This window comes from Ensifer sp. Root142, from assembly GCF_001426785.1.
In the GTDB taxonomy this organism is placed as follows: domain Bacteria; phylum Pseudomonadota; class Alphaproteobacteria; order Rhizobiales; family Rhizobiaceae; genus Ensifer; species Ensifer canadensis.
Genome location: NZ_LMFK01000027.1, coordinates 1 through 13,957, shown reverse-complemented (window position 1 = coordinate 13,957; position 13,957 = coordinate 1). Strand labels below are relative to the sequence as shown.

The following is a 13,957-nucleotide window of genomic DNA, read 5'->3' as shown; positions in this document are numbered from 1 at the left end:
AAAAAGCGATTTCTCGCTGCCAATAAACCGAAATTGCGTAAGCGATTGCAGATGTAGATCGGGCAAGCGGCTGCTGATATAGAGGGGCCGTCCGCGGCAGATAGCGCTATTGGAGCAATCCTTCACGGTATTATATCGTAAACTGCGTCAAGGGGCAGTCGTATGAAAGTTGTCATTCTTGCGGGTGGCTACGGGACCCGCATCTCGGAAGAGAGCCATCTGCGCCCGAAGCCGATGATCGAGATCGGCGGGCGGCCGATCCTCTGGCACATCATGAAGATCTATAGCCACTATGGCTTCTCGGACTTCGTCATCTGCCTCGGTTACCGTGGCTATATGATCAAGGAGTACTTCTCCAACTACATCCTCCACTCATCCGACGTGACCTATGACATGGCGACGGGTGAAACGCTGTTTCACTCCAACAAGGCTGAACCTTGGCGCGTGACACTGGTAGATACGGGCACGGAATCGATGACCGGTGGACGGCTGAAGCGCGTGGCGGACCACTTGGGTGATACGTTCTGCCTGACCTATGGGGACGGCGTTGCCGATGTCGATATCAAGGCGCTGACCGACTTTCATCTTCGCCACGGCAGAGAAGCAACGGTTACCAGCGTCATGCCGCCGGGGCGTTACGGTGCGCTGGCGACCCATGACGGCGAGGTGCGAAGCTTCACGGAAAAGCCGGCCGGCGACAACGGCCGCATCAATGGCGGCTTCTTCGTGCTGAACCGAAGCGTTCTCGATCGCATCGAGGGCGACAGCACGTCCTTCGAGGGCAAGCCACTGGAGGGCCTTGCCAGAGACCGGCAACTGATGGCCTTCCCCCACGATGGCTTCTGGCGACCGATGGATACCCTGCGCGACAAGACCCAACTCGAAGAGCTCTGGCAGCAGGGCTCGGCGCCGTGGAAAATCTGGGCATGAGCCGCCTGGCAAACCGGAACTTCTGGGCGGGCAAGCGCATCTTTCTAACCGGGCATACCGGGTTCAAGGGAAGCTGGGCGCAGCTGTGGCTCAGGCAAATGGGTGCCGACGTCACCGGCTATGCGCTGGCGCCGCTCGCCGAGCCGTCGTTGCACACCCTTTTGCGACAGGCTGACGGCAAGGAGCATCTCGGCGACATCCGCAACGCCGATGCGCTCGCGGCCGCGGTGCAAAAGAGCAATCCCGAGATCATCCTGCACATGGCGGCACAGCCGCTGGTGCGAGAAAGCTACAGAACCCCTGCCGAAACATTCGATGTCAATGTCATGGGCACCGTGCGCCTGCTCGAGGCAGCACGCATTGCTCCGGCATTGAAGGCAATCGTCGTGGTCACGACCGACAAGGTCTACCGCAACGACGAAAGCGGAAGGCACTTTCCCGAAGATGCGACGCTCGGCGGGCACGATCCCTATTCCGGCTCCAAGGCCGCCTGTGAACTGGTCGTCTCGACCTGGCGTGATGCCTTCCTGCGTGAGCGCGGCATCCGGGTAGCGACAGCACGCGGCGGCAACGTGCTCGGTGGCGGCGATTTTTCGACCGACCGACTGGTGCCCGACATTGTCCGCGCTGCTCTGTCCGGCAAGGCGCTCGATATTCGCAGCCCCATGGCGACGAGGCCGTGGCAGCATGTGCTTGACTGCCTCAACGGCTATTTCGTCTATGCCGAAGCGCTCTATGCCGGCGAGACTGCCGTTGATGCCCTGAACTTCGGCCCCTCGCCTGCCGAGCGTCAGATCCCCGTCCGTGACGTCGCCTCAGCGGTCCAGGCCGCGATGGGCCTGCCGCCGCAATGGCGCGATGTTTCCTCGACCGACCAGCCGCGGGAAATGCAGACGCTCGGGCTCGATCCGGCGCTTGCCGCCATGACTCTCTCTTGGGCCTCCCGACTTTCGCAAGACGAAGCGATCGCGTGGACGGCAAACTGGTACGACGGTTGGCGCAAGGGCGGCGACGCTCGCGCTCTGACGCTCGACCAGATCGACGCATTCATGAAAGGCTGACGACCCAATGTCCCACAACTGCCGCTTCTGCTCGACCCCGCTTAAGACCGTCGTCGCCGATCTGGGATCGACCCCCTGGTCCAACTCCTTCCTGGAGCCGACCGAGGAAGCGATCGCGCGTGAACGCGCCTTCCCGCTAAAGGCAATGGTCTGTTCCGAGTGCCTGCTCGTTCAGACGACGGAAACCGTGCCGGCCGATGAAATCTTCACCGATGGCTATGCCTATCTCTCCTCCTTTTCGAGCAGCTGGCTCGATCACGCCCGTCGCTACGCCGATGCCATGACCGAGCGCTTCCAGCTCGATGGAGCCTCGCAGGTGGTGGAGATCGCGTCCAATGACGGCTACCTGCTGCAATATTTCGTCGCCAAGGATATTCCGGTTCTGGGCATCGAGCCCGCAGCCAACGCGGCCAAGATCGCCGAGACCCGCAACGTTCCGACCGAGGTCGCCTTTTTCGGCCGGAAGACGGCAACGGACCTGGTTGCCCGCGGCATCCGTGCGGACCTGACTGCCGCCAACAATGTGCTGGCGCACGTGCCCGACATCGCCGATTTCGTCGCCGGCTTTGCAATTCTGCTGAAGCCGGATGGCGTCGCAACATTCGAGTTTCCGCATCTGCTGCGCCTGATGGAAGGCGTCCAGTTCGACACGATCTATCACGAACACTATTCCTATCTCTCACTGGCGGCGGTTGAACGCATTTTTGCAGCATCCGGCCTGAAGGTCTTCGATGTGGAAGAGTTGCCGACCCACGGCGGCTCGCTACGGGTTTTCGCCCAGACCGAAACCGGCACGCGCCCGGCGACGGAGCGCCTGGCATCGATACGTGCGAGCGAAGAGGCCGCTGGCCTCACGCAGATGGAGACCTACGCGAAATTCGATACGCGCATCGCCGCTGTCTGCCAGGGATTCCGTGACTTCCTCGCTCTCGCCAAATCCGAGGGCAAGACGGTCGCTGCCTATGGTGCAGCCGCGAAGGGCAATACCTTCCTCAATGTCTGCGGCGTGAAGCCCGGCGAGATCGCCTTTGCGGTCGATCGCAACGACCTCAAGCAGGGCAAGCTTTTGCCCGGCACCCACATCCCGGTGCATGCGCCGAGCCACCTGGAGGTGGCCAAGCCGGACTATCTCGTTATCCTTCCCTGGAACCTGACCGACGAGATCGTCGCTGACAATGCCACCATCCGCGCCTGGGGCGGTCGTTTCGTCGTCGCCATACCATTCGTCCGCTTGATTTAGGCCAACTCTTCATCAAAATCCGCGATAACGGCGAAGGAAACGGCATCGGGCAGGAGCACAATGTCCAGGATCGATCTTTGCATTGTCGCAACCAGGCGACCGGAGTTGCTTTCAGCAACGCTGAACAGCTTCCGTGAAAAGGTCCTATGCCGTTTTGATGTGGGGATCGCCCATCTCAATCTCGATCCCGTCTTCGGCTCGCCGGAGGATCATGCCGCCTGCGTCGACATCGTTCGCGGCCATTTCCCCGACGCGACGATCTCCGAACCGCAGCATCCGGGTTTTTGCGCCGCAGTCGCAAGAGTATGGGCCGCGACCACGTCGGACTATGTCTTCCATCTGGAAGACGACTGGGTCGCGCTGCGCGACGTGGGCGAGGATCTGCTGGCCCCCTTTGCCGATCCGTCGATCATGCAGGTGTCGTTTCACACCGCCGATCAGAACTGGGATATCCGCCGAAAAGGGCACTTCCATCAGCGAAACGAGTATGGCCGCCTGCTTGGGATCAAGATCCCGCTCTTCCGCACCTTCCCGAAATTCACGACCTCCCCATCTATCCTGCGCGGGACGTTCGCGCGCCGCTGCGCCGAGATGATGGACTTGTCGCGCGACCCGGAGAAGCAGTTCTATTCCGGCGTCAACCCGGCATTGGAAGGCTACGTCGCAGGCTACCGCAACTACATCTTCTCGCCGGAAAGAAAGCCGGTCATTCGCGACATGGGACGCGAGTGGCGCGAGCAGCGCAACATCCGCAAGGTCATTGCCAACGCCACATCGATCTGGGAGAAGGCAAGCTAACGCCTTATTTTTCTTCCAAAATCGGAATCGGTTGCGGGAGAAATCAATGCCACGTGCTTAAAGGCGCCATGGCGTCCATATGTGACGCGCGCTCCTCGTCGCGCGCTGCGCGCCTCAACGAGAGGCCCAACTATTCCAGGGTCCTTGGACCACAGTCGGGCCCTGTCAGGCCCAACTGTGCAACCCTTGAAGTCAGGCAGCGGCACCCTTGCGCTGGAAGCCCTTGCTCGCAACCATCAGGTTGCGCGTGTACTCTTCGCCGATCCGCCCGGCGACAAGATCCGCCGAGGACAGGCGTTCGACCACCCGTCCGTTCTGCATCACCGCCAGGCGGTCGCACATGTGCGTGACGACGCCGAGGTCGTGGCTGACCATGATGAAGGTGAGCTTTCGGTCGCGTCGAACCTGTTCGAGCAGGTTCAGGACCTCGGCCTGCACGGAGGCGTCGAGCGCCGAAGTCGGCTCATCGAGAAGCAGGATCGAGGGCTCGAGGATCAGCGCCCGGGCAATGGCAATGCGCTGGCGCTGGCCGCCGGACAGCTGATGCGGGTAGCGGAAGCGGAAGCCCGAGCCGAGGCCGACTTCATCGAGCGCCTTCAGAATGCGGCGTTCGCCATCGGCAACGCCGTGAATGGCGAGAGGTTCGAGCAATTGGCGGTCGATCGTCTGGCGCGGATGCAGCGAACCATAGGGGTCCTGGAACACCATCTGCACGTCGCGATAAAACGCCTTGTCCCGGCGGTTGCCGATCAGAACCCGGTCATGCACGCGGACCTTGCCTGACGTCACCGGCGCAAGGCCGGCGACCGCGCGAAGCAAGGTCGACTTGCCCGAACCGGATTCACCGACGAGCCCGAAGGATTCACCGGGCGCGACGTCGATGCTGACGTCGTCCAGCGCCTTGAACTCGTCATAGGTGACGACAAGATTTTCGACGGATACGGTGGCGGTCGTCATAGGGCCCACTCCGGTTTGCGATCAAGAACCGGCAGGGGATGGCGATCGGAACCGATGGCCGGCATGCAGTTCAACAGGCCCTGGGTATAGGGATGTTTGGCGTTTGCGAGGTCGGAAGCGGCCAGTTCCTCGACGATCTTTCCGGCATACATGACGATGACGCGGTCGCAGAACGACGACACCAGCCGCAGGTCGTGCGAAACAAAGATCAGGCCCATGCCGCGATCGGCGACCAGCTTGTCGAGGATCGACAACACTTCGAGCTGGACCGTCACGTCGAGCGCCGAAGTCGGTTCGTCGGCGATCAGAAGTTCCGGGCCAGCCACCAGCATCATCGCGATCATCGCGCGCTGCCCCATGCCACCCGAGACTTCGTGCGGGTAGAGATCATAGACGCGCCCGGGATCACGGATCTGCACGGCCTCCAGCATGTCAAGCGCCCGCTCACGCGCTTCCGCGCGGCTGACGCTCTCATGGCGTTTGAGGGTCTCGACAATCTGCCGGCCGATGCTCATCACCGGGTTCAGCGAGTATTTCGGGTCCTGCAGGATCATGGCGATGCGCTTGCCGCGCAAATCCCGACGCACCTTCGGCGCGGCCGAAAGCAGGTCGATGCCTTCGAAGGAAAGCGTCTTGGCCGTGACCCGCGCATGCGCCGGCGTCAGACCCATGATCGCCCGCCCCGTCTGCGACTTGCCGGAGCCGCTCTCGCCGACAATGCCGAGGCGCTCGCGGCCGAGCGTGAACGAGACCCCGCGCACGGCCTCAACCACCCCTGTGCGGGTTGGAAACGAGACCTTCAGGTCGTCAACGGTCAGAAGCGGGTTCATTGTCCGCTCTCCCGCGGGTCGAGCGCGTCGCGCAGGCCGTCGCCAAGCAAGTTGAAGCCGAGGCTGACGATCAGGATCGCGACGCCGGGCATGGTGGCAACCCACCACTGGTCGAGGATGAAGCGGCGACCGGATGCGATCATCGCGCCCCATTCCGGCAGCGGCGGCTGTGCGCCGAGGCCGAGGAAGCCGAGGCCCGCGGCCGTCAGGATGATGCCGGCCATGTCGAGTGTGACGCGCACGATCAGCGACGACATGCACATCGGCATCACATGCCGGAAGACGATGCGGGTCGGCGACGCGCCCATCAGTTGCACCGCGGCGATGTAGTCGGAATTGCGCACCGTCAGCGTCTCGGCGCGCGCAATGCGGGCATAGGGTGGCCAGGAGGTAATGGCGATGGCGATGACGGCATTCTCGATGCCCGGGCCAAGCGCTGCCACGAAAGCGAGAGCCAGAACCAGCTTCGGAAAGGCGAGGAAGATATCGGTGATGCGCATCAGCACCGCATCGACCCATCCGCCGGCATAGCCAGCGACCGCGCCGACGATGAGGCCGACGGGTGCGGCGATGATCGCGACCAAAAGCACGACGGCAAGCGTCAGCCGCGAGCCGTGGATGAGCCGAGAGAGAATGTCTCTTCCGAGATCATCGGTGCCGAGCAGATAACCCTGGGTGCCGGGCGGCAGCAAGCGGGCATTGGCGAGGTCGCCGATATAGGGCGAATGCGGTGCCAGCACGTTGGCGAAAGCGGCGACGAACACCAATGCCAGCAGGATCAACAGGCCGAGAACGGCCAGCTTGTTGGCGGAAAAGCGCTGCCAGGTCATGTAGGCGCGGCCGAGGCGCGCCTGGGTGCGCGATTGCGGCCGGTCGGACAACAGCCATTCGCGGCGTGTCATCGGGCGTGTTTCAGTGACGGTGCTCATCGCTGGCGCGTCCTTGGGTCAAGCGTCCGATAGAGAAGATCGGACAGCAGATTGATGCCGATGAAGACCGAACCGATGACGATGGTGCCACCGAGAACGGCATTCATGTCGGCATTCTGCAGCGAATTGGTGATGTAGAGGCCAAGGCCCGGCCAGGCGAAGACGGTTTCGGTCAAGACCGAACCTTCGAGCAGCCCGGCATAGGAAAGCGCAATCACGGTCACGAGCGGCACGGCGGCATTTCGCAGCGCATGGCCCCAGATGATGCGGGATTCCGAGAGCCCCTTGGCGCGGGCGGCAACGATGTATTCCTGCTGCAACTCATTGAGCATGAAGCTGCGCGTCATGCGGCTGATATAGGCCAGCGAGAAATAACCGAGCAGCGATGCCGGCAGGATGATGTGGCGGAAGACGTCCCACAGCACATCCCACTGACGTTGCCAGAGCGCGTCGAACAGGTAGAAGCCGGTGATCGGCGTGAAGGTGTATTCGAAAACGATATCGATACGGCCGGGATAGGCGACCCACTTCAGCCGGGCGTAGAACACGAGGAGCGACAGCAGCGCCAGCCAGAAGATCGGCACGGAATAGCCGACAAGGCCGATAATGCGCACGATCTGGTCGGCGATGCTGCCGCGCTTGACGGCAGCGAGAACACCGAGCGGCACGCCGAAGATGGCGCCGAGCAGGGTGCCGAGCGTCGCAAGCTCCATGGTCGCCGGGAACACGCGGCGGATATCGGTCATCACAGGGTTGGTCGTCAGCACTGAAATACCGAAGTCGCCGGTCAGCGCCTGGCGCACATAGATCAAGAATTGTTGGTACAGGGGCAGGTTCAGCCCCATCGCCTCGCGCGTCCTTTCGACGACATGCGTCGGCGCCCGGTCGCCGAGGACGGCGAGCACCGGGTCGATCGGGATCACCCGGCCGATGAAGAAGGTCACGGCCAGAAGGCCGAGATAGGTGGTGACGACGATCACGAGGAAGCGCAACACGGCGCCCATGATCTTCGCCGGACGGGCGCGTCGGCGCCCGCCCATCCGTTCTGTTCCGCTCATGCTCAAGGGAACTATCCTTTCGGGTTATTCCTTCGAGATGCCAGCAACGAAGTTGGTGTCGAAGCTCGGGCCGAGCTTCAGGCCCTTGACGTTGCCGCGGTAGCCGGCAACTTCGGTCTGCTGGAAGATGATCACGAACGGGCTTTCGCCGAGAACGGTCTTCTGCAGTTCCTTGTAGGTTTCCGCACGCTTGGCGCTGTCACGCTCGAGCAGGGCATCCTTGGTCTTCTTCGTCAGTTCCGGAACGTCCCAGGCATTGCGCCAGGCAAGCGTCTTGTTCTTGCCTTCGTCGGAGTTGTCCGGGTTGCTGGTGAAGGTTTCGGCATTCGAGTTCGGGTCGAAATAGTCCATGCCCCACTGACCGATATACATGTCGTGGTTGCGGGCACGGTACTTCGTCAGCGTCTGCTTGCCGTCGCCGGGGATGATCTCCAGCTTCACGCCGGCCTGGCCGAGTGTCTGCTGGAAGGATTCGGCAATGCCGGTGACCGGCTGGCCGTTGCGCACGTCCATGGTGACGGTGAAGCCGTCAGCGAGACCGGCCTTGGCCAAGAGTTCCTTCGCCTTGGCGACGTCGAACTTGTAGGGGTTCTCGTCGAGGGCACCCAGCACGCCCTTCGGCAGGAAGCTCTGGTGGATCTCGCCGATGCCCTTGATGATCGTCGAGCCGATCGCATCGTAATCGACCAGATACTTGAAGGCCTCGCGCACCTCGGGCTTGGCAAGGTTGGCATTCTTCTGGTTGAGGCTGATGTAATAGACCGTGCCCTTCGGCGCATTGGTCGTGCCGAGGTCGGCATTCTTCGCAACGGCGTCGAAATCGCCCGGCTCCAGGTTGCGCGCGATGTCGATGTCGCCGGCTTCCAGCGCCAGGCGCTGGCCCGAGCTTTCCTTCATGTGACGATAGATGACGCGGGCGAGCTTGGCCTGTTCGCCATAGTAGTTGTCGTTGCGCTCGAGAACGATGACTTCGTTGGCGCGCCATTCGCGCAGCTTGAACGGACCCGAACCGGCATAGCCGGTCTTCAGCCATTCGTTGCCGAAGTCGTTGTCGTACTTGTAGTCATCCGTTGGCGTGACCGGCTTGACGTTTTCGAGCACCAGCTTCTTGTCGAGCACGGCACCAACGGTCGCCGTCAGGCAGTTCAAGACAAAGCTCGGCGCATAGGGTTGGTCGACGGTGAAGACGAAGGTCGTATCGTCTACGGCCTTGGCCTTTTCCGTCACGTTGTCGCCGGTAAGGCCGAACTGGGTGAGGATGAAGGCGGGGCTCTTGTCGAGCTTGACAGCGCGCTCGAACGACCAGGCGACATCAGCAGCGGTTACCGGGTTGCCGGAGGCGAACTTCAGGCCGGACTTCAGCTTGAACGTATAGGTCAGACCATCATCGGAAACCGTCCAGCTGTCGGCGAGATCGCCGACAATCTTGGTGGTGTCGTTGATGTCGAGGCGCACCAGCATGCTGTAGGTGTTGCCGGTGATTTCGGCCGCGGTCAGCTCGAAGGCTTCGCCCGGATCCATGGAAATAACGTCGTCGATCGCAAAGGCTTCGACCAGCGTGTCCTTCGGCGTTTCGGCAAAGGCCGGTGCGGTCGCGGCCATCACCATGGCCAGCGCTGCCGAAGCGGTCAGAAGACGAAGACGTCCATTGAGCTTGTGCATCATTTTTTTGCAGTTCCCTCGTTTGTGCCCTTTGGGGGCTCTTCTTCATGGATCAGGCGGCCTCGTGCCAAGCCTGCCCCAGAACTCTCAGCCAGTTCTCCCGGCATATCTTTGCCAGTTCGGCGTCACCATATCCGGCGCCACTAAGCGCGGCAACGAGCTTCTGGCTGCCCGCAGCGTCGGCGATGTCTTCCGGTATCGTCGCGCCGTCGAAGTCCGAACCGAGCCCGACGCAGTCGATGCCCATGCGCTCGACCATGTAGTCGATGTGGCGGACCATATCGGAAAGCGGTGTCGCCGCATTTTCCTGCGCGTCGGCGCGCAGCATCGTGGTTGCGTAGTTGAGGCCGACGAGCCCCTTGCTCTCGCTGACGGCATCCAGCTGCTTGTCTGTGAGATTACGCGCAACCGCCGTCAGTGCATGGGCGTTCGAATGGCTGACAACCAGCGGCTGGTCGCTCGTCTTGGCGACATCCCAGAAGCCCTTCTCGGTGATGTGGGCGAGATCGATCAGGATGCCCAAGCGGTTGCACGCCTTCACCAGTTCGAAGCCGGCCTCGGTCAGGCCAGGCGCCGTATCGGGCGACATCGGGAAGGCAAAGGGCACGCCGTGGGCAAAGACGTTGTGGCGGCTCCACACCGGTCCAAGCGAACGCAGGCCAGCGGCGTAGAAGGTTTCGAGTGCGGACAGATCGGCACCAATGGCTTCGCAGCCTTCCATGTGCAGAACGGATGCAAAAGTGCCCTGCCCGGCTGCATCGCGGATCTCCGCCGTCGACCGGCAAAGCTTCCAGGCACCGGCGCGGTCGAGACGAACCGCAATATCGGCCATCTCGACGGCAACGCCGAGCGACGGCAAATGCTCGAGCGGTGCCGAGAGCGGCGTGACATAGTGGCCGTTCTCGTCCGGCCCCGCCAGCACCAGATCGCCGGAGGGCACGTAGATGGCGCAGAGACCGCCAATGAGACCGCCGGCTTTCGAACGTGGCGCATCGATATGCCCCTTATCGGTACCCTCGACGAACTCGGCAACGGGGTCGCTTCCCTTGCGTGCGTTCTGCCACAGCCGCAGAAGCACGTCATTATGGCCATCGAAAACCGCCTGCATTCCGGATTTCCTTATGTTTTCAGGGAGATCAGATGAGGCATGCGATGCCGCACCGAAAGAAGGAAGATCGGATGCTATTGAAAGGTCAAACCCTTTTCAATGAATATCGAGGGGTTTTACCCAGGGCCGCCTGTCGCGAAATGTTGCATGTTTGCCGCACGTGCGACGCCAGAAAGGTCCCGAACAGGCCGAAAAGCTATTCCGAGGGCAGAAATCCTGCCATTTCTCAGGCAAGAGAATTGCCTGGTCCCGATGACGGATCGGCACGCCGCATGATGCGGCATTGGGGGTTTTGTTGCTGCGTTTGTTCTCTCTGGCTGGCCGACCGGGCCAAATCAGCCGCGTCGCCAGCATATTGTTCCTGGCATCCTTTCTCGCAGCCTGCGCCAGCCGGCCCGTCGGCGTGCTCGTTCCCTCGGGAACGGCCGGCGGCGCTTCGGAGGTCGACCTGCTGGTCGCCACCACCCGCGCGCCCTCTACTGAGCCGGGCGTGCTTTTCAGCGGTGAGCGCTCGGACGAACTCTCATTGACGGAAATCGTCGTCTCGATCCCGCCGGGCAAGAACCGCGAGGTCGGTCAGGTTCAATGGCCGAAGAAACTGCCGGCCAATCCCGAACGCGAGTTTTCAACGGTCAGCGTAACGCCGCTCAAGGGCAAGGATGATGCGCAGTCCTGGCTGAAGGGCAACCTGCCGAAAAGCCGGCGCGTGCTGATCTTCGTTCACGGTTTCAACAACCGTTATGAGGATGCGGTCTATCGTTATGCCCAGATCGTCCACGATTCAGGAACGGACGTCGCGCCGGTGATCTTCACCTGGCCGTCGCGCGCCAGCGTCTTCGACTACAATTACGACAAGGAAAGCACCAACTATTCCCGCGATGCGCTGGAAGATTTGCTGCGCCGCGCTTCCCGCGACCCGAAGGTCGGCGAAATCACCGTCATGGCCCACTCGATGGGATCCTGGGTCACGGTCGAGGCGCTCAGACAGATGGCAATCCGCGACGGCCGCATTGCACCGAAGATTACCGACGTCATTCTCGCCTCGCCGGATCTCGACGTCGACGTGTTCGGCAAGCAGATCCAGGCGATGGGCAAGGCACGGCCGAAATTCACGCTGTTCGTGTCACGCGACGACCGCGCGCTCAACCTCTCGCGCCGGATCTCCGGCAATATCGATCGGCTCGGGCAGATCGACCCGACGGTCGAGCCTTATCGCACCCAGCTGGAACAGGCCGGTATCACCGTTCTCGACCTGACGGCACTCAAGGGCGGCGACAAGCTGAATCATGGAAAATTCGCCGAAAGCCCTGAGGTTGTGCAACTGCTCGGCAACCGGCTGATCGCCGGGCAGACGGTGACCGATTCCGATGTCGGCCTCGGCGAACGCGTCGGCGCGGTGGCGCTGGGCACCGCCCAGACCGTCGGCAGTGCTGCCAGCATCGCGGTGTCCACGCCGATCATGATCTTCGACCCGCGTACCCGCGCCAACTACGGCAATCAGGTCCGTCGTCTTGGCCAATCAGTGGAAAATACCGTCGGCTCGACTGTTGCCCCCTGACGCCATGCCTTGTTGCACGGGCAAAGCCCGGTAGGCTATGATCTCCACGGCAACGGGAAAATGAAATGAATCTCAAGGAGTTCGCAGGCCGGCTGGGGCTATCTCAAACGACGGTCAGCCGCGCGCTCAGCGGCTATCCGGAAGTCAAGAAGGCGACGCGCGAACGGGTGCTGAAGGCGGCGGCCGAACTTGGTTACCGACCGAACACCAGCGCGCTTGGGCTTGCGACCGGACGCGTCGGCACCATCGGCATCGTCTTTCGCGGCGGCGGCGATTTCGGCCCGCACACCAGCGAGTTCATGGGTGGGCTCGGTAGCCGGCTGCAACAGGCCGACGTCGATATCCTGCTTTCAACCGTCGACAGTCGGGAAGCGGAGCTTGCGACCTATCGCCGGCTTGCAGCCAGCAAGCGCGTCGATGCGGTGATCCTGCATTCGCCCGCGGTCGACGATCCCCGCATCGCTCTGCTGACAGACCTGCGGCTGCCCTTCGTCCTGCACGGACGAACCGAGACGGCAGGCAATTTCGCCTTTCTCGACATCGACAATTACGGCGCGATCCGCCAGGCAACCGACCTACTGACCGCGCTCGGTCATCGCCGCATCGCGCTCGTCAACGGCCATCGCGGCTATACCTTTACCGAACACCGCCAGGATGGCTATGCGGCGGCGCTTGGCGCTCGCGGCATCGGCATCGATCCCAACCTGCTCGGCAACGGCGATTTCACCGACGAGATGGGCTTTCGCCTGATGCAGGGGTTTCTGGCTCAGGAGAACCGGCCGACGGCGGTGCTGGCCGGCTCGATGATGTCGGCACTCGGCGCCATGCGGGCAATCCGCAGCGCCGGAATGACGGTCGGCGAACATATCTCGCTGATCGCCCACGACGACGTCTTTCCGTATCTCAGCCCCGAGAACCTGATCCCAACGCTCACCACCACACGCTCGTCAATCCGCGCTGCGGGAACGCGGATCGCCGAAATGGTTCTGGATCTGCTTCAGGGCACGCCGGCCGCCGACCTCAACGAGGTCTGGCCGGTGGAGCTGGTCATGCGCAACTCCACCGCCCCGCCGGCCGGCTGAGGCGTTTATCAGACCGAGAGTTCGCGCCTTTCCGCCTCGGTCTCCATCGCCAGATCGAGCACCTTCTGCAGGTTTGCCGCATGGCGGAAGCCGGGCTCGACCGTCTTGGCATCCCGAACCGCGGCGACGAAGCGCTGGTAGTTGGTCGNAGATCGAGCACCTTCTGCAGGTTTGCCGCATGGCGGAAGCCGGGCTCGACCGTCTTGGCATCCCGAACCGCGGCGACGAAGCGCTGGTAGTTGGTCGGCACCGTGCCGGCATCGACATCACGCCAGGTTGCCGTTTCAACATCCGTGCCGAGGCAGGCGCGAAGCGTCGAGCCATCGGGCGTATGAACCACTTCGAGCGCCCCCTTGTCGCCATGCAGCCGCAGCCGCAGCTCGTTGAGATGGCCGGTGGCCCAGCGGCTGGCATGGATCACGCCCATGGCGCCGTTGCCGAACTCGGCCGTCATGACGAAGCTGTCATTGGCGTCGAGGTCATATTCGCCGATGCGGTTTCCCGGCGCCTTGTCGAAGGTCTTCAGCCGCGCGAAGATCCGCTCGGCCTCGGTGCCGGCGCCATAACCGGCAAAATCGAGGATATGGATGCCGACATCGCCCAGCACACCGTTCGAGCCGTGTTTGGTCGACAGCCGCCAGAGCCATTGCGATTCCGTCGCCCAGTCGCCCCACGCCTTGGAGACGAGCCAGCTCTGCAGRTAGGAGGCTTCGAGGTGACGCAGGCTGCCGACGTCGCCGGCCA

Annotated in this window: 12 protein-coding genes; 6 read left to right on the top strand and 6 right to left on the bottom strand. The window is 62.4% G+C overall.

Annotated features, from left to right (window positions below; all coding sequences use genetic code 11):
* Positions 1–162 precede the first annotated feature (162 nt).
* The 4 genes from rfbF to ASD52_RS23815 are packed head-to-tail and all read left to right on the top strand — an operon-like array spanning position 163 to position 4,029.
* A complete protein-coding gene (rfbF, locus tag ASD52_RS23830; protein WP_025428066.1) occupies positions 163–930 on the top strand; it encodes a glucose-1-phosphate cytidylyltransferase in 768 nt (255 codons plus the stop codon).
* Positions 927–1,991 carry a CDP-glucose 4,6-dehydratase gene (gene rfbG, locus ASD52_RS23825; protein ID WP_025428067.1) on the top strand — a complete coding sequence of 355 codons (1,065 nt, stop codon included), beginning with the start codon at positions 927–929 and terminating at the stop codon, positions 1,989–1,991. The genes rfbF and rfbG overlap by 4 nt, the downstream gene beginning before the upstream one ends.
* Positions 1,992–1,998: 7 nt before the next feature.
* Positions 1,999–3,231 (top strand): class I SAM-dependent methyltransferase, encoded by a 1,233-nt coding sequence (locus ASD52_RS23820; protein ID WP_025428068.1) that lies wholly within the window; start codon positions 1,999–2,001, stop codon positions 3,229–3,231.
* Between the two features lie 60 nt (positions 3,232–3,291).
* Positions 3,292–4,029, top strand: coding sequence for a hypothetical protein (locus ASD52_RS23815; RefSeq protein ID WP_038576354.1), 738 nt, complete (start codon positions 3,292–3,294; stop codon positions 4,027–4,029).
* 192 nt (positions 4,030–4,221) lie between these two features.
* Here ASD52_RS23815 and ASD52_RS23810 read toward each other — a convergent pair whose 3' ends face one another.
* Genes ASD52_RS23810 through ASD52_RS23785 form a run of 6 tightly spaced genes read right to left on the bottom strand, consistent with a single transcriptional unit; the run spans position 4,222 to position 10,573 of the window.
* Positions 4,222–4,986, bottom strand: a complete 765-nt coding sequence (locus tag ASD52_RS23810) for an ABC transporter ATP-binding protein (protein ID WP_025428070.1) — start codon at positions 4,984–4,986, stop codon at positions 4,222–4,224.
* Positions 4,983–5,816: an ABC transporter ATP-binding protein gene (locus ASD52_RS23805; protein ID WP_025428071.1), complete on the bottom strand. Its 834-nt coding sequence runs from the start codon at positions 5,814–5,816 to the stop codon at positions 4,983–4,985. Before ASD52_RS23805 ends, ASD52_RS23810 begins: the two co-directional genes overlap by 4 nt.
* On the bottom strand, positions 5,813–6,745 hold the full coding sequence (gene nikC, locus ASD52_RS23800; protein WP_025428072.1) for a nickel transporter permease: 933 nt from the start codon (positions 6,743–6,745) through the stop codon (positions 5,813–5,815). The genes ASD52_RS23805 and nikC overlap by 4 nt, the downstream gene beginning before the upstream one ends.
* On the bottom strand, positions 6,742–7,785 hold the full coding sequence (locus ASD52_RS23795) for an ABC transporter permease (protein WP_025428073.1): 1,044 nt from the start codon (positions 7,783–7,785) through the stop codon (positions 6,742–6,744). The genes nikC and ASD52_RS23795 overlap by 4 nt, the downstream gene beginning before the upstream one ends.
* Positions 7,786–7,827: 42 nt before the next feature.
* Positions 7,828–9,468: an ABC transporter substrate-binding protein gene (locus tag ASD52_RS23790; RefSeq protein ID WP_025428074.1), complete on the bottom strand. Its 1,641-nt coding sequence runs from the start codon at positions 9,466–9,468 to the stop codon at positions 7,828–7,830.
* A gap of 49 nt (positions 9,469–9,517) precedes the next feature.
* Entirely contained in the window at positions 9,518–10,573 is a 1,056-nt protein-coding gene (locus tag ASD52_RS23785) for a dipeptidase (protein ID WP_057205801.1), read from the bottom strand.
* Positions 10,574–10,907: 334 nt separating this feature from the next.
* Between ASD52_RS23785 and ASD52_RS23780 the strand changes: the two genes are divergently transcribed.
* Together ASD52_RS23780 and ASD52_RS23775 are read left to right on the top strand one after the other, a co-directional pair.
* On the top strand, positions 10,908–12,131 hold the full coding sequence (locus ASD52_RS23780) for an alpha/beta hydrolase (RefSeq protein WP_239637579.1): 1,224 nt from the start codon (positions 10,908–10,910) through the stop codon (positions 12,129–12,131).
* A gap of 65 nt (positions 12,132–12,196) precedes the next feature.
* Positions 12,197–13,213 (top strand): substrate-binding domain-containing protein, encoded by a 1,017-nt coding sequence (locus ASD52_RS23775; RefSeq protein WP_025428077.1) that lies wholly within the window; start codon positions 12,197–12,199, stop codon positions 13,211–13,213.
* Positions 13,214–13,957: the final 744 nt, after the last annotated feature.